We start from the raw sequence: 22,769 nt of genomic DNA, 5'->3' as shown, positions 1-22,769 counted from the left end.
GAGGACGACGATGTTGGATTTCTCGGAGGACGAGCTGGAGGAGCTGCGCGGGGAGTCGCAGCGGGCCTACGACCTCGACCGGGCGCACGTGTTCCATTCGTGGTCGGCGCAGAAGCAGATCACCCCGATGGTCGTGTCCCGGGCCGCAGGGTCGTACGTGTATGACGGGGAGGGGCGGCCGCTGCTCGACTTCTCCTCTCAGCTGGTCAACACGAACATCGGTCACCAGCACCCCACGGTCGTGCAGGCGATCAAAGACCAGGCCGACGTGCTCTGCACCATCAATCCCGCTCACGCGAACGACAAGCGCTCCGAGGCCGCCAGGCTGATCACGGAGCGCCTGCCCGCATCGCTCGACCGCGTCTTCTTCACGAACGGCGGTGCGGATGCCGTCGAGCACGCCGTGCGCATGGCCCGCCTGCACACCGGACGGCGCAAGGTCCTCTCCCGCTACCGCAGCTACCACGGCGGCACGGAGCAGGCCATCAACATCACCGGTGACCCGCGACGGTTCCGCAATGACATGGGCGACGCGGGGACGGTGCACTTCTTCGGTCCCTTCCTCTACCGGTCCGAGTTCCACGCGACGACCGAGGCGGAGGAGACCGAGCGCGCGCTCACGCACCTGCGCCGCACGATCGAGCTGGAGGGCCCGCAGACGATCGCCGCCGTCATCCTCGAATCGATCCCCGGCACGGCGGGGATCATGATTCCGACGACGGAGTACATGCAGGGCGTGCGCGCACTGTGCGACGAATTCGGCATCGTCTACATCGCCGATGAGGTCATGGCGGGCTTCGGCCGATCGGGGACGTGGTTCTCCTTCGAGCACTTCGACGTGGTCCCGGACCTGGTGGCCTTCGCGAAGGGCGTGAACTCGGGCTACGTGCCGCTGGGCGGCGTGGCGATCAGCGACGCGATCTCCGCTACCTTCGCCGATGCCGCGTACCCCGGCGGGCTCACGTACTCCGGGCATCCGCTGGCCTGCGCCGCCGCCGTCGCGACGATCGCAGCGATGGAGGACGAGCGCATGGTGGAGAATGCTGCGCAGCTGGGCGAGACCGTGGTGGGCCCACGGCTGCGCGAGATCGCAGCCACCTCTCCGATCGTGGGCGAGGTGCGCGGCACGGGGATGTTCTGGGCGATCGACCTCGTGAAGGACAAGGACACGAAGGAACCGCTGGCGCCCTACGGCGGATCGTCGCCGCAGATGAACGAGGTCATCGGTCGGATCAGAGCCGGCGGTGTCCTGCCGTTCGCCAACTACAACCGCATCCACGTCGTCCCGCCGCTCAACGTGAGTGAGGCGGAGCTGAGGGAGGGCCTCGCAGTCCTCGAGCGCGCATTCACGGAGCCCGTCTGATGCTCATCTGCGAAGACCTGCTGCTCCTGCTCACGCGCGACGACGGCCGGACCGAGGCGTGGGTGAGCTACCGCGACTACGCTCTGGCAGCCGGCCTCCTGGCCGATCTGGCGCTGGCGGACTGCGTCGAGTTCGAGGACCGGAAGAAGGATCCGAAGGTGTGGCTGTCCGGTGAGCTCGGAGGCGGCGACGCGGAGGACGCGGGCCCCGGCGCCGTCATGGATTTCGGCGTGCGGGCTCTCGCGGCGCGTTCGAAGCCGCCGCGGGTCCAGGCCCTCGTCACCGCAGGCTGGTTCAATCCCAAGGAGGTCGTCTCCCGCAGCCTCGTGGCCCAAGGGGTCGTGGATCTGGAGGAGGCGCGATTCCTGGGGCTCAAGCCGGAGCGGTACCCCGCCATCGATGGCGGGCCGGAGGCGCACACCCGCGCTCGTCTGCGTGAGGCCCTGGCTGGACGGGGCGATGTCTCCGTGTCGGATGCGATGGTGCTGGGGATCCTGCGGGGGATGGACTCCGCGAAGGTCATCCTCAAGGAGGAGGCCGCAGCCGAGGGGGCTGAAGGGCCGTGCTCTGAACAGGCGCATCGATCGGATCGCCGACGAGCTGCCCACTCCGGCCCAGCACAGCGGCAGGGCACTCAGTGCGTCCATCGCTGCGATCAGCGCGGCAGTCTCGGCCGGGGTCGCCGCGTCCGTGGCGGTGTCGGCCTCATCGTCGGGAGGCTCGTGAGCCCTGCGGCGACTCCGGCGCTCGATCGCTGGGGGCCTCCGCTGGACCGCTCAGGGACCGCTCAGGGACGGATCAGGAGTCGGAGTCGTGGTCGACGCACGGCGCCGGGTCCAGGTCGGTCGCATGCGCCCACAGGGCGGCATCGAGGATTCGCAGCCGCTCCTTGTCCGCTTTCACCCGACAGTCGGTCTCCAGGGACTTCAGGGCGCCGATCGTCGTGTCGAGCGCATCGCTCACGTCGTGATCGCGCATGAGCGTGCGGAACACCCTCCAGTCCTTGCCGTAGTCGCGGAGCTCGGAGACGCGGAGGAGGCCGCGGACCGCCGCGTCGCGGACGGGGAAGAGGTCCGGTCTCTTGCGCGCGGCCAGCTTGCTCGCCGTCACCCAGGGGTTCGGGTCTGCGGCGCCGGCCCGGCCCAGGATCTCCTTCAGGAAGTCGTAGACATCGCTCATGGGCCGGTAGTGCTTGGCCTTCGCATCCTCGAGCCGGCGGTCGGGCAGCGCGTCGAGCAGGCGACGCACAGTCTTCCGCGTGCTCTTGTCGTCGAGGAGCAGGCGGGTCGAATGCGCGGGGACCGAGGCGGACAGCATCGTCGTGGCCAGCAGGTCGGCAGTTGTGATCGCGTCGGACGTGTTCGGCGTGATCCGTGTGAAGCTCGACCCGGCGAAGTCGGTGTCGACGCAGTAGTGGCGCCGCAGTCGCTGGGGGGTGTCCGCGCTCGTCAGTGCGATCAGCGCCTGTTCCCGGGCGTGGTCGATGTACTGCTGCTCCACCTCAGGGAAGCCCTTGCGAGACATGGTGTCTCCTCTTCTGCGCCGGACGGCGTCCTCGTGGATGTGCTGGGACTCGACTCTATGCGCTGACAGGGCCGCCTGTCTGTGTGTGACCCCCGACGGCGCCGAGCGCGATCCCGCAGTAGCGCGCAGCCAGCTCGGAGCTGCTGAGGGCGCCGTCCGGTCGGTACCAGTCGGAGACGGAGGTGCACATCGTGACGACCGCGCGGCTCGCATCCCGCGGATGTTCGGTGGTGAAGGCGCCCGCCGCCACGCCGTCTTCGACGACCGACTCCACGAGTCGCTGCTGGCGGTCCCGTTTCGCGATGTGATCAGCTCGGGCATTCGCCTCGAGACTGCGGATCTCCGTCAGGGCGATGAACGCCTCGTCCCGCCGCTGGGTGTGGAACTCGAGCAGGCAGGTGACGATGTTGACGAAACGGTCGACCGGGCCGCCCTGCGCGGCTGCATCCGCCGCGATGCTGCGCTGCCAGAGATCCTCCATCGCCTGGCTCATGACGGCGACGAGGATCGCGTGCTTCGACGGGTAGTGGTGGTAGACGCCCGCTACGGACAGGCGGCTCGCCGCGGCGATCATGCGGATCGTGGTGCCGTGATAGCCGTGCAGGGTGAAGCAGTGCAGCGCCCCCTCCAGCACGGGGTGGAGCTGCGAGCGCGCATAGTCGTGCCAGGTGTCCGCGCTGACAGCGTCGGTGCTCACGGGGCCTCCTTCGGATGCGGGGCCGTGGACGGGGTGCTCATTGACACGGGTCGTGATGTGGACCACAGTACGGTGAAAGCTCACCGATCGCTCGCTCGGTCGGGGTGGCAGCGCAGACGACGGTCGACGACGGAGAGGTGCAGCGAGTGGACGAGCAGCACGCAGGGGGCCAGGCGATCGCCGGAGACACACGTCCCGGCACAGCACAGCAGAGCGGACAGGATCCGCTCGCCCCGGAGATCGTCGCGACCATGGGGGACGTCCCCGCCGGGGCGCTGCCGCCCCTCCTCGTCCTCGATGTGGTCGAAGCATTCCTCGACGCGCACGGGATCGGAACGGGACCCGTCACCGCAGTGCGGATCGGCGACGGGCATTCGAACCTGACATTCCGGGTGACACGGGCCGGAGCCGATGTCGTGCTGCGCCGCGGTCCGCGACCGCCTCTCCCACGATCGGCGCACGACATGGTGCGCGAGGCGCGGATCCAGCAGTCGCTCGCCGGTCAGGGCGGCGTGCCCGTCCCGCACATCCTCGCCGTCTGCGACGACGCGGACCTGCTGGGTGTGCCCTTCTACGTCATGGATCATCTGGACGGCGATGTCATCACAGAGGTGGAGCCCCAGCGGATCCAGACGCCGCAGGCCCGGCGCGCGGTCGCGATGAACATGGTCGACACGCTTGTGGCCCTCCACCGCATCGACGTGTCAGCACCGCCCGTGTCGGACATCGGCAGGCCCAGCGGCTACCTCGATCGGCAGGTGGCCACCTTCCGCAGGCTCTGGGACGTGAACACGCGGCGTTCGGTCCCGGACGTCGTCCGCGTGGCGGACCTCCTGGCCGCAGACGTTCCCGCGACGCAGCGCCACGCCGTGGTGCACGGCGACTACCGACTGGGGAATCTCATGATCACCGGTTCCGGAGAGCCGGAGGTCCGAGCGATCCTCGACTGGGAGATGGCGACGCTGGGGGACCCGCTCGCGGATGTCGGCTATCTGCTGGCGAACTACTCGGAGGTCGGATCGCCCGATTCGGCCCTCGACCTGTCGCCGGTCACGCGCCGTGACGGATATCCGACGGCGGCGGAGCTCGCCCAGCGGTACGCCGAGGCGTCGGGTCTCGACCTCAGCGACCTCGGGTGGTATCGCGCCCTCGCCTACTGGAAGTCCGCTGTCTTCTGTGAGGCGATGTACACCCGCTATCTGGCGGGCGAGCGTCCCGGCGATGACTTCGCCCCCCAGCTGGAGGCCGGTGTGCCGGATCTGGCCCGGCGCGCATTGGAGGCGCTGGGCCATGGCTGAGGAACCGGCCTGGGCTCCTCTCTACCCGGACGGTCTCAGCGTCGACCCGCCGCAGGTGCCCGAGTCCCTCGTCGCGGCATGGCGCGACCGCGCGGCGACGTCCCCGGAGTCGCCCTGCCTGGTCTACTTCGACACCACGCTGACGGTGCGACGGGTCGACGAGGACTCCGATGCCCTGGCGTCCCACCTCCAGGACCGCGGTGTGGATCGCGGCGACGTGGTGGGCGTCCAGCTGCAGAACATCCCCCAGTTCGCGATCGCGATGCTCGCGCTGTGGAAGGCGGGGGCGACGGTCCTCATCCTCAACCCCATGTACCGCGGAGCAGAGCTCCGCCGACTCATCGACGACTCCCACGCGACCGGTTTCATCGGGCTCGACCGGGAGGGAGACGAGGCAGCCGCGACGTTGGCCGGCTCCACGGTGAGGTGGCGCATGACCACCAGCGACCTCGACCTCCAGACGGAGCACGATCCCCGGATCTTCGCGGACGCGGCGCGGGTGGTCGTCGAGGGTGCCGATGACCTCCTCACCGCTGTGCGGGAGAACGCGGGCCGAACCCCTGCCGTCGCCGAGGTCCGGGCTGAGGACGCCGCGCTGCTGACCTACACGTCCGGGACCACGGGCCCGCCCAAGGGCGCACTGAATACGCACCGCAATGTGCTGAGCACCGCTGCCGCCTTCAACGCGTGGCAGGGGGTCGGCGATGAGGACGTGGTCCTCGCCGTTGCTCCGCTCTTCCACATCACGGGCGCCGTCGCGACGGCAGCGGCGACGCTCGTATCCCCCGCTGCTCTCGTCTTCCTCAATCGCCTGCATCCTGAGGTCATGCTGGAGGCGTTCCAGCGGCATCGTGTGAGTGTGACCGTCGGAGCGATCACGGTCTACAACGCACTCCTGGCCCTGGACCGCGGCGATGCGGCGGAGTTGGAGACGGTCCGGTGGCTGTACTCCGGTGGCGCACCGATCCCACCCGCGACGGTGGACCGCTTCCAGAAGCGGTTCGGCCACTACATCCACAACATCTACGGCATGACGGAGACTGCCTCCGCGGTCATCGCAGTGCCGCCGGGGGCGCGGGCTCCTGTCGACGCGGCGAGCGGGACCCTGTCGATCGGGGTGCCGATGCCGGGCCTCGACGCGCGTGTCGTCGGAGCCGACGGCAGCCCGCTCCGCTCCGGCGAGGAGGGGGAGCTGCAGATGCGGGGCCCCCAGGTCATGCCGCAGTATCTGCGCAAGCCCGAGGAGACCGCACACGTCCTCTCCGCAGACGGCTGGATGAGCAGCGGCGACGTCGCGATCATCGACGAGGACGGATGGGTGTACCTGGTCGATCGGCTCAAGGACCAGATCAACGCGTCCGGCTTCAAGATCTGGCCCCGCGAGGTCGAAGACGCGCTCTACGAGCACTCCGACGTGTACGAGGCCGCGGTCGTCGGCACTCCTGACGATTACCGCGGGGAGACCGTCACCGCATACGTCTCACTGCAACCGGGCGCGCCCACGACCGCAGCAGCGCTGCAGGAGTTCACGAAGGAGCGACTGGCGGCGTACAAGTACCCTCGAGAAGTCCACATCATCGACGAACTGCCCAAGACCCAGACGGGGAAGATCAAGCGCCGCGACCTGCGCGACCAGGGGTGAGCAGGAACAGTACTCATCGCCTGGACACCGACCAGGCTCAGGACACTCACCCGGCCCGACGACCATCCTGGGTGTGATCCTGGGCGTCCAGCCTCGTCACAGGGTCGAGTGCGTGAACTCCCCGCCGGCGAGGGTGGCGACGACGTCGATGTCCTTGATCGTCGTCGCGTCGACGGAGAGCGGGTCATCACCCAGGACGACGAGGTCCGCGAGTTTTCCGCGCGCGAGCGTCCCCTTGACCGCGCCGTGGCCGGAGGCCTGGGCCGCGGTCCGCGTGTAGGCGGTCACCGCCTGCTTCGCGGTGAGGCATTCCTCGGCGGACCCGAAGACGTCTCCCGTGCTGGTGAGACGATCCACGAATGACTGGATGCCGCGCAGCGCATTGCCATCGGAGCACGGACGGTCCGACGATCCCGCGAGCAGGACGCCGGCGTCGACGAAGGACCGCCCCCGGTACAGGAGGCGGCGCCTCTCCTCTCCGACCGAATGGTTCATCCCGTCGCCGATGTCGCGGGCGAACGATGCCTGCGGGGTGACGGCGATGCCGTACTCGGACAGCGTCGCCAGGTGCTCGTCGTGGACGGTGCCCGCGTGCTCGATGCGGTTGGGGACGCTGCGCCGTCCATACGTATCCATCGCCTCGACGATATTGCGGACCGCGTGGTCGACGGCCAGGTCGCCGATAGCGTGGACGGCCAGCGACCATCCGGACCGATAGACGTCGAGGATCGTCCGGCGGAGCGTCTCCGGGTCGTCCTGCAGATATCCGGCAGTGTCGCGTCCTGCGTAGTCCTCCCTCATCGCGGCGGTCTCACCGCTCATCGCCCCGTCCATGAAGATCTTCGCGGGTCCGAAGCTCAGCCAGTCATCGCCGAACCCGGTCCGCACGCCGGTGTCCAGGCCGATCCCGTAGTCGTCCGCCGTGTGCGCGCCGATCCGGTGCAGCCCGTCGGCCATCGGCATGATCTGTGCACGTGCGCGCAGCTTCCCCTGCTCCCGTGCCGACTGGTACGCGTGCGCTTCGAGGGGGGAGTGGCCGATCCATCCGGCGAAGATGCCGCATTCGCCGAAGCTGGTGATCCCCTCCGACGCATAGACCGCAGTCGCACGGTCCAGAGCGTCGACGACGGTGTCGAGGGAGTAGGGGCGGATGAGGTCCTGGATGAGTGCCTGCGCGGTCTCCTCGACGAGCCCGGTGGGGTGGCCGTCCCGGTCGCGCACGACCCGTCCTCCCGCGGGGTCCCGGAAACCGGGGGCCAGCATTCCGGCGCGCTCCATCGCAGCGGTGTTGACGATCGCGGAGTGCCCCGACTGCTGGCGGAGGAAGAGCGGGCGATCGCCTGTGATGCGGTCCAGCACCTCGAGATCGGGGTACTCGCCGCCGTAGTCCCGGTGCCCGTATCCGGTGGCGTTGATCCATTCGCCGGCCGGGGTGGACTGTGCCGCGTCCTCGATCCGGCGGTAGACCTCGTCCAGGCCGCCCGGCAGCGCGGTGCAGTCGACACTCGCCAGCGAGAGGCCGTACCAGGTCGTGTGGCAGTGCGCATCGTTGAACCCGGGCAGCACCGTCGCCCCGTCGAGGTTGATGCGCCGCGCGGCGTTGAGGCTGCGCACGTCGTCGTCGAACCCGACGATCTTCCCCTCCCACAGGCCGATCGTCCGAGCTCCCGGCCGGTCGTCGTCCAGGGTGCGGATCCGAGCGTTGTCCAGGATGAGGTCGAGCATCGGGGATCTCCGTTCGACGGGCGTGCGCGGCGCGAGTGCGGTGCTCACCGCAGGTCCAGCCTAGAGTGTCCTCCTCGGACCGATGAAGGGGCCCGACCGGCCGTGATCCCGTGATCGCCGCTCACGGGGTGAGGGGGTGCGCGTCCCGACTGACGGAGTCCTTGCCGTCCTCGACGGTCGCGGTCGCCGCGACGAACTCGCGCGGTTCCATGACGAGAGAGGTGACGCCGCTGGCGGTGATGGTGCCGCTGGTCACCGTCAGGGAGTGTGCGGGCCCGCCGGCCTCGAGCAGGCGAGATCCGGAGCCTACGACGACGGGGGCGACGAGCAGCCGGTAGATGTCCACCAGCCCGGCCTCGTGCAGGCTCCTGGCGAGGCGGACGCTGCCGTGCACCTGGAGCTCGTCGCCGTCCCGGGCTTTGAGGTCACGAATGCGGTCCAGGGCATCGGAGTCCAGGACCGTCGTCGTGTCCGCCCAGGTCTCGCCGGTCGGCGAGGAGGTGACGACGTACTTGCGCAGGGTGTTGATGGCGGCTGCGACCCGGTCGTCGGGGTCAGTGACGAGCGGCCAGTGGCCGGCGAAGGTGTCGTAGGTGTGGCGGCCCAGGAGCAGAGCGCTGGCGTGGCGGTACCACTCGTCGACGGCCTTCCCGCAGCCCTCGTCGAAGTGCGGCAGGAGCCAGCCGCCGCGGGTGAATCCGCCGCGGGTGTCCTCCTCGGCGCCGCCGGGTGCTTGGCTGACGCCGTCCAGGGTCGTGAACAGGTTGATGCTGAGCTTCATGAGGGTGTCCTTTCAGGGGGCGGGTGCAGACAGGGGGACGCGGAAGGAGCGGGTGAACTCCTCGAGGAGCCGCCGGGCACCCGCAATGGCGATGCCTCCTGAGGCCAGCGCCTCTTCGGGAGTCAGGGTTCCCGCGAGCAGAAGACGCAGCTCGGGGCCGGCGTCGATGGTGAGATCCGGATCCGACGAGGGCTCGCCGGGACCCACCGTCACCTCGTCGCCGCGGGTAGTCGCCCAGGCGGAGGCCGCGCCCGAGCGCACGTGGTACGTGAGCGGCCCGGCGAGGCCGCCGGGCCTGTGGGCGGAGCGCAGCGCGCTGGCCAGTGAGGAGTCCGTGACGACTTCCGACTCCCGGGGAGAGGCCATCGCTTCGGCTCCCCAGCGCCCGAGGGCGTCGAGGATCGGCTGCAGGTCGCGGCCGCGGGGCGTCAGCTCGTAGAGCACCCCGCGGGCCGGGGATGGTGCGGCCCGGCGCGTGATCACGGCTGATTCCTCCAGCTCACGGAGCCTGGTGGTCAGCACCGTGGTGGGGATGCCGGGCAGCCCCTCATGCAGGTCCGTGAACCGTCGGGCGCTGACGGTGAGATCGCGGACGATCATCAGCGCCCATCGTTCACCGAGCACCTGTGCCGCTCTCGCGAGGCCGCAGAACTGTCCGTAGTCCTTACTCATGACTCCAGAATATAGAGTTCACTTCGCAAAAGAAAGAGCTGAAGCAGGGGTCTCGGTATTCCGCGGGAGGGTGCTCTGGAGCTCACCAGCGCTCACACGCGCGGCAGTCGGACCTCCGGATCCGTGCGGATGTGCAGGAGTGCGGGACCGTCGTGCGCGAGCGCCTGCTCGAACATCGGCACGAAGTCGGCCGTCCGCTTCACGGGGAACCCGCGTCCGCCGTACGCATCGGCCAGCGCCGCGAAGTCCGGGTTGGTCATCGTCGTGCCGGAGGGGCGACCGGGGTACTCCCGCACCTGGTGGCCGACGATCGTTCCGTAGACGGAGTTGTCATCCACGATGACCGTGATGTTGAGGCCTTCGTGGACGGCCGTCGCGAACTCCTGGCCGTTCATCATGAAGCAGCCGTCGCCGGCCAGCGCCACGACGGCGCGGTCGGGGAACGTGAGGGCGGCCGCCACGGCCGCGGGTGTTCCCATGCCCATCGCGCCGTTGCGCGGTGCGGCGACGGAGCCCGGGCCGTGCAGAGGCCAGTAGCGCAGCGCCCACGCGGAATAATTGCCCGCGCCGTACGTGAGGATCGCGTCGTGGGGGAGGACCTCCGCCGCATCGCGGTAGGCCCGGTCGCGGTCGATGAACTCATCGCTGCGCTCGCCCCCGACGACGCTGGTGCGCCAGTCGATGTACCGGCTCCGGTGGTCCGAGTACCAGGCGGCATCCTCGGGGGCGTCCTCCGGCACGGCGGCCGAGGTGCCGACGGAGGCGCCGGTCGAGCCCCCGTCCGCGGAGCCGTGCGCAGCGGAGGACGACAGTGCCCGGGCCAGTGCCACCGGGGTGGTGAGGATCTGCTGATCCAGCGGCCCGAAGTGCCCGTGGGCGTCCGGGTCCGGTCCCGCGACGAGTGTGCGGTCAGGGCTCACTCCGAAGGAGTACCCGCCCGTCATGACATCGGCGCGCACACAGCCGATGAAGATGTGGAGGTCCGCTTCTTCGAGCGCGTCCCGTGTGCCGGGCCAGCTGGAGAATCCCAGCGGTCCCAGGAACACCGACTCGTCATGGTCCACGGCATCGTGTGCGCGGAAGTCAGCGACGATGCCGGCCCCACGACTGCGGGCCCAGGTGGAGATCTCCGCAGCGGCATCGCCTGTCCAGCCCTGTCCTCCGACGATCAGAAGGGGTTTCTGCGCGGCGGCGACGGCCGATTCCACGGCGGCGACGTCCACGGGCGCGGGTGCAGGGGCGGGCAGGGGACGGGGCGGGACCGGCTGGGAGGCGGTGCGTTCGAGCAGCGTCTCCTCCGGCAGGCCCACGATGACCGGGCCTGGTCGGCCCGAGGCGGCCGTATGGAGTGCGTCGGCGACGACCCTCGCGGCGGAGTCCGGGTCATCGAGGATCAGCACCTTCTTCGCGGTGGAGCCGAACCAGCCGGCCGGTTCGAACTCCTGGAAGGCCTCCCGTCCGCGCTGCGCAGTGGGGATGAGGCCCACGAACAGGACGAGCGGTGTCGCATCCTGGTATGCCGTGTGGATGGAGATCATCGCGTTGGAGGCGCCCGGCCCGCGGGTGACCATGGCGATGCCGGGACGGCTGGTCAGGCGAGCCTCTGCGAGTGCGGCGTAGCCCGCCCCGCCCTCCTGGCGGCACACGACAGTGTGGATGGGGGAGTCGTAGAGCCCGTCGAGCACGTCGAGGAACGATTCGCCCGGCACGTTGTAGATCCGCTGGACCCCCTCAGCTTCCAGCTGACGGACGATGAGGTGGCCTGCGGACATGGTGGACGTGGTGGCTCCGGCGGCGGTGGCGGACGCTGTGGCTTCGCTCATGGACACAGTCCTATCACGTGGCCCGGACGCTCAGCCGTCGACGGTGCCGTCCGGGTGGAGGACGCGGGCCAGGAACGACTGCGTGCGCTCGTGCTGGGGATTGCCGATGACCTCGCGTGCAGGACCCTGCTCGACGAGGAGGCCTCCGTCCATGAAGAGGACGCGGTCGGCCACGTCGCGGGCGAAGCCCATCTCGTGCGTGACGACGACCATCGTCATGCCGGCCTTCGCCAGCTGGCGCATGACGCCCAGCACGTCGCCCACCGTCTCCGGGTCGAGTGCGGAGGTGGGCTCGTCGAAGAGCATGAGCGACGGCTGCATCGACAGAGCGCGGGCGATCGCGACACGCTGCTGCTGACCTCCGGACAGCTGGTCCGGATACCGGTCGGCCAGTTCGGCGAGCCCCACCTGTTCCAGATGCTCTCGAGACGTGGCGTCTGCTTCGTCCCTGCTCCTCCCGAGGACACGTCGCTGGGCGATCGAGCAGTTGTCCAGCGCACTCATGTGCGGAAAGAGGTTGAAGCTCTGGAAGACCATGCCGACGTGCGCCCGCATCTCGTCGAGCTGCACGTCCGGGTCCGTCGCGTCGAAGCCCGCCACGGTGATCGTGCCGTCGTTCGGCTCCTCCAGGAGATTGATGCAGCGCAGCAGAGTCGACTTGCCGGATCCGGAGGGGCCGATCAGGCAGACGACCTCTCCCGGCTTCACATCGACGCTGATCCCCTTGAGGACCTCTACGTCTCCGTAGGACTTGTGGAGGTTCGTGATCGTGCAGCCCTGCGCTGCGGGCACGTGAGGGGTGGCGGGGGTGCTCATGGGCGCTCCTTGTGCGGGTACCGGTCCTGCCGGAGATCTGCCGGGCCGTGCGGGTGAGGGGCGGGTGCCGTCATCGTGTCCGCACTACGGCCTCGACAGCTTCGCTGTGCGTGATTCGAACCTGCGCGCCAGGATGCCCAGTGGCACCGTGATGACGAGGTATGCGGCGCCTGCGATGACGAGTGGGGTGAGACCCGCTTCCGGGGACGAGATCGCCTCGCGGCCGAATTTCGCCAGCTCGTACTGGCTCGCGGTGAGTCCCAGCAGGTAGATGAGCGACGAGTCCTTCGTCATCATGATGATCTCGTTGGTCAGCGGCGGCAGGATGATCCGGATCGCCTGCGGGATGACGATGCTGATCATCGCGCGGGTGTGGCTCATGCCCAGCGAGCGTGCGGCCTCGTACTGGCCCTTCGGCACCGCCTGCAGGCCTGCGCGCAGGGTCTCTGCGATGTATGCGGACGCGACGATGCCGAGCGACAGCATGACAGTGACGTACGTGTCGAGCCGGATGCCGAAGGCGAAGGGCACCGCATAGCCGAACGCGATGAAGACGAGCAGCGCGGGGACACCGCGGAAGAACTCGATGTAGAGCGTCGCGAGCCACCGGTACGGGCCCACGGAGGAGATCTTCATAAGAGCCAGGAGGAGGCCCAGGGCCAGCGCGAGCACGAAGCCCAGGGCGGTGTAGATGATCGTGTTCTTCAGTGCGGTCGTGACGACGCCCGGGAACTGCTGGAGGGCGACCGTCGGGTTGAAGAACTTCTCGCCGACCGTCTGCCAGTCGGTGACGAAGGCGGCTGCAGCGGCAGCGACGATGAGGATCGCGTACTGCACGATCCTGGACGTTTGTGCGCGCTTGCGCGGACTCATTGCCACGGGGGCTCTCCTCGATCAGAGGTGGGTGTACGGGCGGCGCTCTGCGGGGTGAGTGAGCCTGCCGCGCTGCGTGTGGGGGCCAACGGGTGATCGTAGCCGACCCGTCGGCCCCCAGGTCACGTCACTCGGATGCAGGCCCCTCGTCCGCCTCCTCGGCGCTCAGCCGAGCCGCGTCCGCGACCTCGCCGAACCACTGGTCGACGATGGCGTCGTACTCACCGGAGTCGCGCAGCTCTGTCACGGTCGCCTCGAACTGCTCGAGCATCGCGGTGTTGTCCTTCTTCACCGCAGCGCCGATGACCTCGCCGGTGTCGAACTCCTCGACCAGGTGGAGGCTGTCGTCCGACTCGGTGGCCGCGAAGATCGTGGAGATGTTCGCGATGACCGCATTGACCTGGCCGGACTGGATGCCCTGCGTCATGAGGCCCGCGTCCTCGAACTGGACGGGGGTGACTCCGTTGTCGGTGGCGTAGGTCTCTCCGGTCGTCGCCTGCTGGACGCCGGCCTCCTCGCCCTGGATGTCCTCGATGCTCTCGACGTCCGAGTCCTTCTTCGTCATGAGGGCGAGGTTGTCCTTGAGATACGGCTTGGAGAAGTCCATCTGCGTCTGGCGCTCCTCCGTGATCGTCATGCCGGACAGGGCGATGTCGCATTGGCCCGTGTCCAGGGCGGATCCGGACTGGATGGCTTCGAAGGCGGTCGTGATGACTTCGAGTTCGACGCCCATGCTGTCCGCGGTCGCCTGCGCGAGGTCGATGTCGAAGCCCACGTTCTCGCCGTCCTCGACGAATTCGAACGGCTCGTAGGGGATGTCGGAGCAGAGGGTGAGCTTCCCCGCGGTGACCAGCTGGACGCCGTCGACCTCCGAGACGGCGTCGGGATCATCGCCTCCGCATCCGGACAGTGCGAGGAGTGCTGCGGCGCTCGCGGCGACTGCAGGCAGGATCTTCTTCACGTGGTGCCTCCTGGGACCGAGTGTGCGGGGGGTGGAGGAGGCGGGATGGCCGACCTGCCCGATCCGCTGTCATACAGGTGGAATATACCTGTGGTCCGCGTCACTCGTCACCAATGGGTATGAATACGGCGGCCCAGGCTGACCCGGATCCGCGAGGGGCGGGTCGACGGTTCGACGGACGGGCGCAACCGGGAGGCCGTCGAACCTGCAGCCCGTCCCTCGCGAATCGGGTGGCGCGCGACTCGGGCCGCGCGTGGCTCGGACCGCGGGTGGCGCGTGGCTCGGGTCGCGGGTGGTGCGGTTCGTCGTTCGACGGGGGCGGCGCTTCTCGCCTCGTGGGTCAGGCGATGCGTTCGCGGTGGCGCCGGCGGCCCAGTCCGAACGCGATGAGCAGGACAGCGGTGCCGGCGATCGAACAGAGGACGCCCACTGCCGCGGGAGCCCGGAATCCCAGGCCGGCCGCGACGACGACGCCGCCCAGAAAGGCGCCCAGCGCATTCGCTGCGTTGAAGGCCGCGTGATTCATCGCCGCGGACATGTTCGGAGCGTCGGGGGACTCTCGCAGCAGTCGCGCCTGCAGCCCGTTCGTGAAGAGGCTCATGGCGATGCCGTTGAGGAACAGCAGGGGCAGGGCGATCCACCAGATATGGGCGAGCACGGCGAAGAGCGCGAGGACCACGCCCATGCCCACCACCCCTGCGAGCGCAGACTTGTCGATGGATCGGTCCAGGCACGGTCCTGCGACGAGTGAGCCAGCCGTCATGCCGCAGCCGTAGAGGACGAGGACCCACGGCAGGAGGCCGCCGGGGATGCCCGTCACCTCCGTGACCGTCGGGGTGATGTACGTGTAGAGCGCGAACGATCCGCCGAATCCCACGGCTCCCGCGAGCAGCGGCAGCCAGACCTGAGGGCGGGTCATGGTCTTCAGCTCCGCTGTCGCGGAGGACGTGGGTCGTGCGGGGACCGCCGGCAGGAACGTCAGCAGTCCGATGATCGTCACGAGTCCGATCAGTGCGATGACCACGTATGCGGCTCTCCACCCCGCGGCGCTCCCCAGTGCAGTGGCCGCGGGGACGCCGACGATGTTCGCGATCGTGAGACCCAGCATCGTCCGTGAGATCGCGGTGCCGGACCGTTCGGGCGGCACCAGGCCGGCGGCGACGATCGCTGCGATGCCCAGAGTGATGCCGTGGGGCAGTCCGGTGAGGAACCTGACTCCCAGGAGCATGGGCAGGTTCACCGCCAGGATGGTGAGCAGATTGCCGAGGGTGAAGACCGCGGCGGCGAGGATGAGCAGCAGCTTGCGGTCCATCCGCGGAGTGAGCGCGGTGAGCAGCGGGGCGCCCACGACCACTCCGATCGCGTACGCGCTGACGGCCATTCCTGCCTGGGGGATCGTGATGCCCAGGTCTTCGGCGATCCACGGAAGCAGCGTCATGGACGCGAATTCGGTGGTGCCCACTGCGAATCCGCCCGCTGCCAGAGCGGTGAGCGCCATGCTGGGCGAGCGGGGCGTGGAGGGGCGAGCTCCGAAGGGACGGCCGCGGGCCATGGGGCTCCTATCGGGCAGGTGGTGCGGGAGCGGCGGCACCGCGCACGAAGACTTGATTCTATGCCTCCGCTCCGGTGCAGGGACAGGCTGGATGAGCAGGGGTGACGGTTCTCACCGGATCCGACGTCGGGGATGCGACCGGCGCGATGCACGCGGGCGTTCGGCCGGTGGTTACGATGTTCTTAGCATTCAGTCAGGAAGACAGCTCTGCGGCACCCGAGGGGCTGTGCCCGTGCGGGAGGACAGCAGTCAGGACATGAGCGACGCGATGGATGAAGGTACGGCGGATCGGCCGGATGAGCACGAGGCGACCGGTTCGGAGATCGAGCGAGCCGTCGACGAAGGCGTCGACAGCGGCCTCCCGGTGGGAGTCGGCGATGATCAGCTCTCGTTCAAGTACAGGGCCATGCGCTCGATGTTCCGCGGCTCCATCCGCACCGCGCACCGTCCGACGGTCACGGGCATCACCAACGTGCCCAAGACCGGCCCTGTCATCATCGCGAGCAACCATCGATCGTTCGCGGACTCGATCTACCTGTCTGCCCTGTCCCCGCGTCGCGTGAGCTTCATGGCGAAGGCCGAGTACTTCGAGCGCAGGAACGTCCTGAACAAGATGGTGGGCGGCTTCATGAGCGCCGTGGGCGCGTTCCCGGTGGAGCGCGGGACTGCCGCGGCGGCGGTGAAGGCGCTGGAGACGGGCGAGGAGATCCTGCGCGCCGGCGGAGTGTTCGGCATCTACCCGGAGGGCACGCGCAGCCGCGACGGGAAGGTCGGGGAGGGGAAGACCGGGGCGGCGGAGCTCGCGATCCGCACGGGCGCGACGATCGTGCCCGTGGGTATCGTCGGCACGGAGGACGTCATGCCCGTCGACGCGAACGCTCCCCAGCCCAAGACGTTCTCCATGACCTTCGGCAAGGCGATCCCCGCCCCGCCGCGCGCGCACCCTGCGGGGCCGCAGCGCCGTGAGGTCACGGAGCAGATCATGTCCGCCATCCGTGCGCTGGTGGAAGAGGCCGAGTCCGAGCGCGACGCCAAGCGCCGGCGCTGACGCCTGCCAGCTCAGCACTGACACCTGCCCGTCCAGCACTCCACCTGCCCGTCCGGCGCTGACGCGTGCCCGCGTGGCGATCCCGCGGGGGGAATGGAACCGCGTAGGTGAAGGTTGCAGGATGCGGAAGGGCTGATCGTTCTTCTGACAGTCGGGCAGCGACCCGACACGTATGACGAGGAGTGGTTCTCACATGGCACGTTTCTCAGGCAGGACCGTCATCATCACCGGCGCGGGCTCCGGACTGGGGCAGGCGACTGCACTGCGTCTGGCGCAGGAAGACGCGAACCTGGTCCTGGTGGACATGAACGCCGACGGTCTCGAGGAGACGAGGACGCAGGTCGAATCCGCAGGCGCCGGCGGCGTCGAGCTGGTCACGGCGGACGTCACGAAGTCCGAGGACGTCCAGAAGTACGTGGACGCTGCGCTCACCACGTTCGGTTCGGTCGACGGCTTCTTCAACAACGCGGGCATCGAGGGCAGGCAGAACCTCACAGAGGACTTCGGCGATGACGAGTTCGCCAAGGTGCTCGCCGTCAACCTCACCGGCGTCTTCGCCGGTATGGCGGCCGTCCTCAAGCAGATGCGCCGGCAGGGCTCCGGTGCGATCGTCAACACGGCGTCCGTGGGCGGCATCCGCGGTGTCGGCAACCAGTCGGGCTATGCGGCCGCGAAGCACGGAGTCGTGGGGCTGACCCGCAATTCCGCCCGCGAGTACGGCGAGCACGGCATCCGCATCAACGCGATCGCTCCGGGGGCCATCATGACCGCGATGGTCGAGGGCTCACTGCGTCAGCTGGGCGGTGAGGACTGGGAGGCGGCCGGCGAGGAGTTCGTGTCGGCCAATCCGATGAAGCGCTTCGGCAAGCCGGAGGAGGTCGCGGCCCTCGTCACGTTCCTGCTCGCCGAGGAGTCCGGCTTCATCAACGGCACGGTCGTCCCGATCGACGGTGGTCAGCACGCGATGTACTGAGCTGCGTCCAGCGGCTGTGGGGGAGACTGGGAGGCATGTCCGCCTCGCAGTCTCCCTTCTCCGCGTCTGATCCCGTCTACGCCGACTACAACGGAACCACGCCGGTCGACCCTCGCGTCGTGGCGGCGATGATCCCGTTCCTCTCCACCCACTTCGGCAACCCCTCCAGCTCCCACGGGTTCGGGACGGCTCCTGCCGAGGCTGTGGCCCGCGCCCGAGCCCAGGTCGCCTCGCTCATCGGGGCGGAGTCCGGCGCCGAGATCGTGTTCACCGGCAGCGGCACCGAGGCCGACCACCTCGCGATCCGGGGTGTGCTGCGAGCGGTGCGGACAGCCTCGGCGGAGGGTGCGGGAGCCCCGACTCCTGCGGCCGGCTCCGGGTCTGCCGGGGCCCGTCCCCACCTCGTCATCCAGGAGACCGAGCATCCGGCTGTGCTGGCCGCCGCCGAGGTCCTGGCCGGGGACGGCGTCGACGTGACCAGCCTGCCGATCGACACGGACGGGCTCGTCGACCCGGCATCGCTCGCGGCCGCGCTGCGACCGACCACGGTCCTCGTGTCGATCATGCACGCGAACAACGAGACCGGGGCGATCCAGCCGATCTCCGCGCTGGCGCGGACTGCTCGGGACGCCGGAGTGCTGTTCCACACGGACGCAGCGCAGAGTGTCGGCAAGGTGCCCGTCGACGTCGATGCGCTGGGGGTCGACCTGCTGACGGTCGTGGGCCACAAGCTCTATGCGCCGAAGGGTGTGGGGGCGCTGTACGTCCGCGCGGGTACGCCGATCGCGGCGCTGATGCCCGGCGGAGGGCAGGAAGCGGGACTGCGAGGAGGGACGGAGAACGTCGCGGGGATCGTGGCGTTCGGCGAGGCTGCGCGGCTGGCCGGCGAGGATCTCGACACCGGCGGACCGGAGCGCATGCGGAGGCTGCGCGACGAGCTGGAGGTGGCGCTCGAGGAGCTGCTGCCGGGGCGGGTGCGTCTCAATGGTCCCCGGGAGGAGAGGCTGCCGCAGACGCTCAACGTGAGCATCGCGGGCTCGCGGGGAGTGGACGTGCTGGCGGGCGCCGCGAGCGTGTCCGCGTCGACGGGATCGGCCTGCCATGCGGGGACGGACGCGCCGTCGCCCGTGCTCACCGCGATGGGCATGGACGTGGACCGCGCGATGGGAGCGCTGCGTCTATCAGTGGGGCGGTGGACGACCGAGGACGACGTCGCGCGGATCGCGGCGGGGATCGCCGCGGAAGTGGTCGCGACTGACGTGTGAGCGCCGGATCAGGAAACACCAGCTTTCATCAGTTCGCAGGGGATAGAACGTGTGCGGTCTGATGAATGCTGGTGGTGAGTGTGCTGGTGCCCACGTGTGGCTCACGATTCGGGCGCAGCGTTCGTGCGGCCTCAGAGCGCTCCGTGCCTCTTCATCGCATCCCGGCCCACCAGCCAGAGGACGAGCCCCAGCAGAGTGACGGCGCCGAATCCCAGTGCGCCGAAGACCGCCGCGAGCACGCCGCCGATCCCGCTGAGGATCCCTCCGACATCCGTGGGCGGTCCCAGAGTCACGTCGACGCCGGCATCGGGACTGCACGTGACGGTGTAGGTGCCCGGATCCTCAGCGGTGAATCCGCCGTCGCTCACGCGGGTCTCGCCGCCGCTGGAGGTGGTGTGCTTCGTCCCGCCCGGCCTGATGTCGACGACGGAGGGCCCGGTCGCGGAGCAGTCGGCGGCTCCCGCGGGGACGTAGTCGGGTGGATCGGAGTCGTCGTCGGAACCGTAGCCGGAACCGTTTCCTGAACCTGCAGTCGATGGGTCGACGACGCCGGGCACGTAGTACATCATCTGCTCGCCGGCTTCGAGGTCGATGTCGGTGGGGCCGTCGACGGGATGCGAGATCGCGGCGGACTCCGCGACGCGGGTGAAGCCGGAGACCGCGAGGATGACTCCGCCTGCGACGCAGACGATCGTGAGGATGCCGCCGATCCAGAAGAGCAGCCGCCCGATGCCGCGCATCCGTGTGCCGGGCGCGCGGCCGTGTGGTCCTGCTGGGTGCATTGTGTCTCCCGTTCGTCGTGTCTCCCGTTCGTCGTGTCTCCCGTTCGTCGTCGCTCGTCCAGTCTGACGGACTCAGCACGCGAGCGTGTGTCCCCCGCGGTAGCTGAACAGCCACACGCATCCGTCTCCGCACACAGGACCGTTCGCCGGATCAGGACGAGATGCACAGGCTCCGAACTTGAAGCGGGCAGTAGGCTGAGAGCATGACTGAGTACAGCGGACAGCAGCTCTCACAGGCACTGCAGGAAGCACGACTCACTGATTGGAGCGCGGCCCAGGACGGCCTGCGCGCCCGCTTCAGCACGGGCGATTTCATGGCCGGGCTCGAACTCGTCCAACGGATCGCCGCAGTCGCCGAGGATGCGGGGCATCATCCGGATCTCCTGCTCACCTACCCGCACGTGGACGTGCGTCTCATCAGCCACGATGTCGAAGGGGTGACGGAACGCGATCTGCGGCTCGCGCAGCAGATCAGCGAACTCGCGGCCAGTGCCGAGATCGACGTCGCACCGACGGACTGACCGGGGCGACCGGACTGCCGGGGCGGGCTGAACCGACCCGTCAGTCCGAGGTCAGCGCTGGTGGGAGAAGCGCGGAGCGCGTCAGGGGCCGGGCTGTGCGCTCCTGGCCCTCGGCAGACGCAGCAGGTCGACGGTCGTCGCCCCGTTCCGCAGTCGCTCCATGAACTCCTCTTCTGCCGCGACGCGGTCATCCGCATGCTCGAGTGCCTCATGTGTGTGCGCGGCCGGGACGATGACGACGCCATCCGCGTCCGCGACCACGAGATCGCCTGACTGCACGCGCGCGCCGTCCACGCTGATGGTTCCCCCGAACTGTCCGAACCATTCCTTCCGCGTGCCGACCACGGAGGAGCATGACGAGAAGACGGGGAAGCGCATCCGGCTCATCGCTTCAGTGTCGCGCACACCGCCGTCGATGATGAGGCCCGCGATGCCGCGCGCTCGAGCGGCGACGGCGAGCACTTCACCCCAGTGTCCGTATTCGGCTCCCTGGACGTCGACCGTGAGGACGGTGCCGGATGGAGCCTGGAGTACGGCGTGGTGGAGCGCGAGGTTGTCGCCTCCGCGTCCGTGGACGGTGAATGCGGGTCCCGTCACCGCCGCTCCGGGCCAGGCCGGTCGCAGTGACGATCCGCAGGCGAGACTGTGCGCGGAGGCTTCGAACAGGGTCGCAGCGGAGTGCCCGTGGGCAGTCGTGTCCGGCCGACCGTCCATACGGCTGGAATCGTCCATGCTCCCAGAATGGCGGGGCGGGGCGCCGGTGGGAAGGGGGCGGCGCTGAAGAATCTCTCGTCGACCGGCTCGTGGCGCGTGCGCTAGCCTGACTGCGATGCAGCTCACGCGGTGATGACATCGTCGTGCAGCGCCGTACGCCCTTGCTGGTTCCGTCTCGAAAGGCCATGCATGCTCACGCGCTCCGATGTCCTCTCCGCCCACGACCGGGTGCGCGCCCACGTGCGCCGAACCCCGATGATCGAGGTGGAGGGGGCCCGCGGGCGATTCCTCCTCAAGTGCGAATACCTCCAGCACACGGGGTCCTTCAAGGCTCGCGGAGCCTTCAACCGCGTCCTCGCGACCTGGGAGCGCGGTGAGCTGGACCCCGACGTGGGCATCGTCGTGGCCTCCGGAGGCAACGCAGGGATGGCGAACGCCTTCGCCGCGCGCCAGGCGGGTGTCCCCGCGACCGTGTTCGTCCCAGAGACTGCCCCGCAGGTGAAGGTCGCACGCCTCGAGTCCTACGGTGCGATCGTGCGGCCGGTGGGGCGGGAGTACGCGGAGGCGTTCACAGCCGCGATGGAGCACACGCAGCGCACCGGCGCCGTCTACTGCCACGCATACGACCAGCCGGAGATCACTGCCGGTGCGGGCACGATGGCGGAGGAGATCCTTCAGGAGGCGCCGGACGTCGACACGATCGTCGTCGCAGTGGGCGGAGGAGGGCTGCTCGCCGGCACACTGGCCGCCGCGGAGGGCCGTGCGAAGGTCGTGGGAGTCGAGCCCCGCACAGCCTCCACACTCTCGACTGCCCTCGCCCACGGTGCACCGGTCGACATCGACGTGTCCGGCATCGCTGCCGATTCACTCGGTGCGCGTCGGATCGGTGACATCGGCTTCGACGCCGCGCGTCGGGTCGGTGTGACGAGCCTGCTGGTCGAGGATGATTCCATCGCCTCAGCCAGAGCGGCACTGTGGGAGGACTTTCGGATCGCCGCGGAGCACGGAGCCGCCACGGCGTACGCGGCCTTCCTCTCCGGTGCCTACGTTCCCGCGGCCGGCGAGCGAGTCGCCGTCGTCGTGTGCGGAGCGAACACGGACACGTCGACGCTGTGATCCTGTGCCAGTCAGGCGCTGTGCCTGCAGTCCCTTCGCCTCAGGCTGCCGCAGTCTGACGAGCGCTCTTGGAGCGAGGAGCGAGCAGCCGATCGACGCTGAAGCGCCCTCCTCCGGTGGCGGCGAGGATGATCAATCCGGCGAAGATGGCTGCCACGAGCTCATACCCGCCGTCTTCTACGAAGATCCCCGCCTCTGCGTGGACCACCAGGGCGGCCACGATCATGCTGACTCCGTTGACAACGGCGAAGACGGGAGTGAGCACCCCGAGAATCAAGGCCACTCCGCCGATGATCTCAGCTCCCGTCACCAGGGCGGCGGAGAAATCGGGGGCCAGGATGCCCATCTCGGCGAAGGACTGCCCCGTGCCGGCAACGGTCCACTCGCTGTACTTCTGCCAACCGTGAGCAATCAGGACCACGCCCAGAACGAGCCGAGCGACCAGGAGGGCGAGGTCAGTGAGGAGCGGGAACTTTGCGGCAGGGTGCAGCAGGGTCAGCATGGGAGTCCTTAGCGATCGAGGGAAGTAGTTGAAACAAAAACTAATCTAGTGTCAGATTTGTTGTCGCGACAACCTAAAGGCTGCGAGTGTGCCGAAGGTCACTCCATGAATCGGCGGGTCT

At 68.9% G+C, this 22,769-nt stretch carries 21 protein-coding genes and 1 pseudogene; 9 read left to right on the top strand and 13 right to left on the bottom strand.

The features are described from left to right. The first annotated feature begins 10 nt into the window (after positions 1 to 10). Both BJEO58_RS06895 and BJEO58_RS15365 read left to right on the top strand, forming a co-directional pair. Positions 11 to 1,363 (top strand): aspartate aminotransferase family protein, encoded by a 1,353-nt coding sequence (locus tag BJEO58_RS06895; RefSeq protein WP_101588731.1) that lies wholly within the window; start codon positions 11 to 13, stop codon positions 1,361 to 1,363. Further along, positions 1,363 to 1,887 (top strand): annotated as a pseudogene (locus tag BJEO58_RS15365) (GPP34 family phosphoprotein); the annotation flags it as partial. The gene BJEO58_RS06895 and the pseudogene BJEO58_RS15365, both read left to right, overlap by 1 nt. Positions 1,888 to 2,161: 274 nt before the next feature. Here the strand turns inward: BJEO58_RS15365 and BJEO58_RS15145 are convergent. Both BJEO58_RS15145 and BJEO58_RS06885 read right to left on the bottom strand, forming a co-directional pair. Further along, positions 2,162 to 2,887 (bottom strand): DUF6308 family protein, encoded by a 726-nt coding sequence (locus BJEO58_RS15145; protein WP_246076122.1) that lies wholly within the window; start codon positions 2,885 to 2,887, stop codon positions 2,162 to 2,164. A 55-nt stretch (positions 2,888 to 2,942) separates the two neighbouring features. Next, on the bottom strand, positions 2,943 to 3,584 hold the full coding sequence (locus BJEO58_RS06885) for a TetR/AcrR family transcriptional regulator (RefSeq protein ID WP_219617085.1): 642 nt from the start codon (positions 3,582 to 3,584) through the stop codon (positions 2,943 to 2,945). Between the two features lie 104 nt (positions 3,585 to 3,688). On the opposite strand from BJEO58_RS06885, the gene BJEO58_RS06880 reads away from it, so the two are divergent. Next, the gene (locus tag BJEO58_RS06880) at positions 3,689 to 4,882 is read left to right on the top strand and encodes a phosphotransferase family protein (protein WP_219617084.1); all 1,194 of its coding nucleotides are present in this window, start codon (positions 3,689 to 3,691) and stop codon (positions 4,880 to 4,882) included. Continuing rightward, positions 4,875 to 6,524 (top strand): class I adenylate-forming enzyme family protein, encoded by a 1,650-nt coding sequence (locus BJEO58_RS06875; protein ID WP_101588729.1) that lies wholly within the window; start codon positions 4,875 to 4,877, stop codon positions 6,522 to 6,524. The genes BJEO58_RS06880 and BJEO58_RS06875 overlap by 8 nt, the downstream gene beginning before the upstream one ends. 96 nt (positions 6,525 to 6,620) lie before the next feature. Here the strand turns inward: BJEO58_RS06875 and BJEO58_RS06870 are convergent, their stop codons facing one another. From BJEO58_RS06870 to BJEO58_RS06835, 8 genes are all read right to left on the bottom strand, one after another. Continuing rightward, a complete protein-coding gene (locus tag BJEO58_RS06870) occupies positions 6,621 to 8,297 on the bottom strand; it encodes an amidohydrolase (RefSeq protein WP_308297859.1) in 1,677 nt (558 codons plus the stop codon). 73 nt (positions 8,298 to 8,370) lie between these two features. Next, complete coding sequence (locus BJEO58_RS06865) at positions 8,371 to 9,030, bottom strand: dihydrofolate reductase family protein (protein ID WP_101588728.1); 660 nt, start codon at positions 9,028 to 9,030, stop codon at positions 8,371 to 8,373. Between the two features lie 12 nt (positions 9,031 to 9,042). Further along, a complete protein-coding gene (locus BJEO58_RS06860; protein WP_101588727.1) occupies positions 9,043 to 9,702 on the bottom strand; it encodes a winged helix-turn-helix transcriptional regulator in 660 nt (219 codons plus the stop codon). A 92-nt stretch (positions 9,703 to 9,794) separates the two neighbouring features. Further along, positions 9,795 to 11,525, bottom strand: coding sequence for a thiamine pyrophosphate-dependent enzyme (locus BJEO58_RS06855; RefSeq protein ID WP_180951857.1), 1,731 nt, complete (start codon positions 11,523 to 11,525; stop codon positions 9,795 to 9,797). 30 nt (positions 11,526 to 11,555) lie between these two features. After that, positions 11,556 to 12,341 carry an amino acid ABC transporter ATP-binding protein gene (locus BJEO58_RS06850; protein ID WP_101588726.1) on the bottom strand — a complete coding sequence of 262 codons (786 nt, stop codon included), beginning with the start codon at positions 12,339 to 12,341 and terminating at the stop codon, positions 11,556 to 11,558. Positions 12,342 to 12,425: 84 nt separating this feature from the next. After that, on the bottom strand, positions 12,426 to 13,220 hold the full coding sequence (locus BJEO58_RS06845; protein ID WP_180951856.1) for an amino acid ABC transporter permease: 795 nt from the start codon (positions 13,218 to 13,220) through the stop codon (positions 12,426 to 12,428). Positions 13,221 to 13,341: 121 nt separating this feature from the next. Next, positions 13,342 to 14,175, bottom strand: coding sequence for an ABC transporter substrate-binding protein (locus BJEO58_RS06840; protein ID WP_101588724.1), 834 nt, complete (start codon positions 14,173 to 14,175; stop codon positions 13,342 to 13,344). Positions 14,176 to 14,515: 340 nt separating this feature from the next. Beyond that, entirely contained in the window at positions 14,516 to 15,727 is a 1,212-nt protein-coding gene (locus tag BJEO58_RS06835; protein ID WP_101588723.1) for an MFS transporter, read from the bottom strand. A 256-nt stretch (positions 15,728 to 15,983) separates the two neighbouring features. Here BJEO58_RS06835 and BJEO58_RS06830 point away from each other — a divergent pair, with 256 nt between their 5' ends. The 3 genes from BJEO58_RS06830 to BJEO58_RS06820 all read left to right on the top strand — a co-directional run bounded on the left by BJEO58_RS06830 (position 15,984) and on the right by BJEO58_RS06820 (position 19,013). After that, on the top strand, positions 15,984 to 16,775 hold the full coding sequence (locus BJEO58_RS06830; RefSeq protein WP_246076123.1) for a lysophospholipid acyltransferase family protein: 792 nt from the start codon (positions 15,984 to 15,986) through the stop codon (positions 16,773 to 16,775). 193 nt (positions 16,776 to 16,968) lie between these two features. Further along, a complete protein-coding gene (locus BJEO58_RS06825) occupies positions 16,969 to 17,748 on the top strand; it encodes a glucose 1-dehydrogenase (protein ID WP_101588722.1) in 780 nt (259 codons plus the stop codon). 35 nt (positions 17,749 to 17,783) lie between these two features. Next, positions 17,784 to 19,013, top strand: coding sequence for a cysteine desulfurase family protein (locus BJEO58_RS06820; RefSeq protein WP_101588721.1), 1,230 nt, complete (start codon positions 17,784 to 17,786; stop codon positions 19,011 to 19,013). 131 nt (positions 19,014 to 19,144) lie between these two features. Here BJEO58_RS06820 and BJEO58_RS06815 read toward each other — a convergent pair whose 3' ends face one another. Beyond that, positions 19,145 to 19,795 (bottom strand): hypothetical protein, encoded by a 651-nt coding sequence (locus BJEO58_RS06815; RefSeq protein ID WP_246076124.1) that lies wholly within the window; start codon positions 19,793 to 19,795, stop codon positions 19,145 to 19,147. Between the two features lie 203 nt (positions 19,796 to 19,998). Between BJEO58_RS06815 and BJEO58_RS06810 the strand changes: the two genes are divergently transcribed. Then, positions 19,999 to 20,316 (top strand): 4a-hydroxytetrahydrobiopterin dehydratase, encoded by a 318-nt coding sequence (locus tag BJEO58_RS06810; protein WP_101588719.1) that lies wholly within the window; start codon positions 19,999 to 20,001, stop codon positions 20,314 to 20,316. An 81-nt stretch (positions 20,317 to 20,397) separates the two neighbouring features. On the opposite strand, the gene BJEO58_RS06805 is transcribed toward BJEO58_RS06810, so the two are convergent. Then, positions 20,398 to 21,048 (bottom strand): RraA family protein, encoded by a 651-nt coding sequence (locus BJEO58_RS06805; protein WP_246076125.1) that lies wholly within the window; start codon positions 21,046 to 21,048, stop codon positions 20,398 to 20,400. A 171-nt stretch (positions 21,049 to 21,219) separates the two neighbouring features. On the opposite strand from BJEO58_RS06805, the gene BJEO58_RS06800 reads away from it, so the two are divergent. Continuing rightward, on the top strand, positions 21,220 to 22,146 hold the full coding sequence (locus BJEO58_RS06800; RefSeq protein WP_101588717.1) for a threonine/serine dehydratase: 927 nt from the start codon (positions 21,220 to 21,222) through the stop codon (positions 22,144 to 22,146). A gap of 40 nt (positions 22,147 to 22,186) precedes the next feature. On the opposite strand, the gene BJEO58_RS06795 is transcribed toward BJEO58_RS06800, so the two are convergent. Beyond that, the gene (locus tag BJEO58_RS06795) at positions 22,187 to 22,648 is read right to left on the bottom strand and encodes a DoxX family protein (protein ID WP_101588716.1); all 462 of its coding nucleotides are present in this window, start codon (positions 22,646 to 22,648) and stop codon (positions 22,187 to 22,189) included. Between the last annotated feature and the right edge of the window lie 121 nt (positions 22,649 to 22,769).

The organism is Brevibacterium jeotgali, assembly GCF_900169175.1.
Classification (GTDB): Bacteria; Actinomycetota; Actinomycetes; order Actinomycetales; family Brevibacteriaceae; genus Brevibacterium; species Brevibacterium jeotgali.
The sequence above is the reverse complement of the archived record's forward strand: the minus strand, read 5'-3'. Positions and strand labels throughout refer to the sequence as shown.

Coding starts and splice junctions, on each gene's coding strand:
- BJEO58_RS06800 (WP_101588717.1), top strand. CDS start 21,220: ATGCTCACGCGCTCCGATGTCCTCTCCGCCCACGACCGGGTGCGCGCC.
- BJEO58_RS06895 (WP_101588731.1), top strand. CDS start 11: ATGTTGGATTTCTCGGAGGACGAGCTGGAGGAGCTGCGCGGGGAGTCG.
- BJEO58_RS06835 (WP_101588723.1), bottom strand. CDS start 15,727: ATGGCCCGCGGCCGTCCCTTCGGAGCTCGCCCCTCCACGCCCCGCTCG.
- BJEO58_RS06810 (WP_101588719.1), top strand. CDS start 19,999: ATGACTGAGTACAGCGGACAGCAGCTCTCACAGGCACTGCAGGAAGCA.
- BJEO58_RS06825 (WP_101588722.1), top strand. CDS start 16,969: ATGGCACGTTTCTCAGGCAGGACCGTCATCATCACCGGCGCGGGCTCC.
- BJEO58_RS06855 (WP_180951857.1), bottom strand. CDS start 11,525: ATGAGCGAAGCCACAGCGTCCGCCACCGCCGCCGGAGCCACCACGTCC.
- BJEO58_RS06815 (WP_246076124.1), bottom strand. CDS start 19,795: ATGCACCCAGCAGGACCACACGGCCGCGCGCCCGGCACACGGATGCGC.
- BJEO58_RS06830 (WP_246076123.1), top strand. CDS start 15,984: ATGAGCGACGCGATGGATGAAGGTACGGCGGATCGGCCGGATGAGCAC.
- BJEO58_RS06860 (WP_101588727.1), bottom strand. CDS start 9,702: ATGAGTAAGGACTACGGACAGTTCTGCGGCCTCGCGAGAGCGGCACAG.
- BJEO58_RS06850 (WP_101588726.1), bottom strand. CDS start 12,341: ATGAGCACCCCCGCCACCCCTCACGTGCCCGCAGCGCAGGGCTGCACG.
- BJEO58_RS06795 (WP_101588716.1), bottom strand. CDS start 22,648: ATGCTGACCCTGCTGCACCCTGCCGCAAAGTTCCCGCTCCTCACTGAC.
- BJEO58_RS06805 (WP_246076125.1), bottom strand. CDS start 21,048: ATGGACGATTCCAGCCGTATGGACGGTCGGCCGGACACGACTGCCCAC.
- BJEO58_RS06820 (WP_101588721.1), top strand. CDS start 17,784: ATGTCCGCCTCGCAGTCTCCCTTCTCCGCGTCTGATCCCGTCTACGCC.
- BJEO58_RS15145 (WP_246076122.1), bottom strand. CDS start 2,887: ATGTCTCGCAAGGGCTTCCCTGAGGTGGAGCAGCAGTACATCGACCAC.
- BJEO58_RS06875 (WP_101588729.1), top strand. CDS start 4,875: ATGGCTGAGGAACCGGCCTGGGCTCCTCTCTACCCGGACGGTCTCAGC.
- BJEO58_RS06865 (WP_101588728.1), bottom strand. CDS start 9,030: ATGAAGCTCAGCATCAACCTGTTCACGACCCTGGACGGCGTCAGCCAA.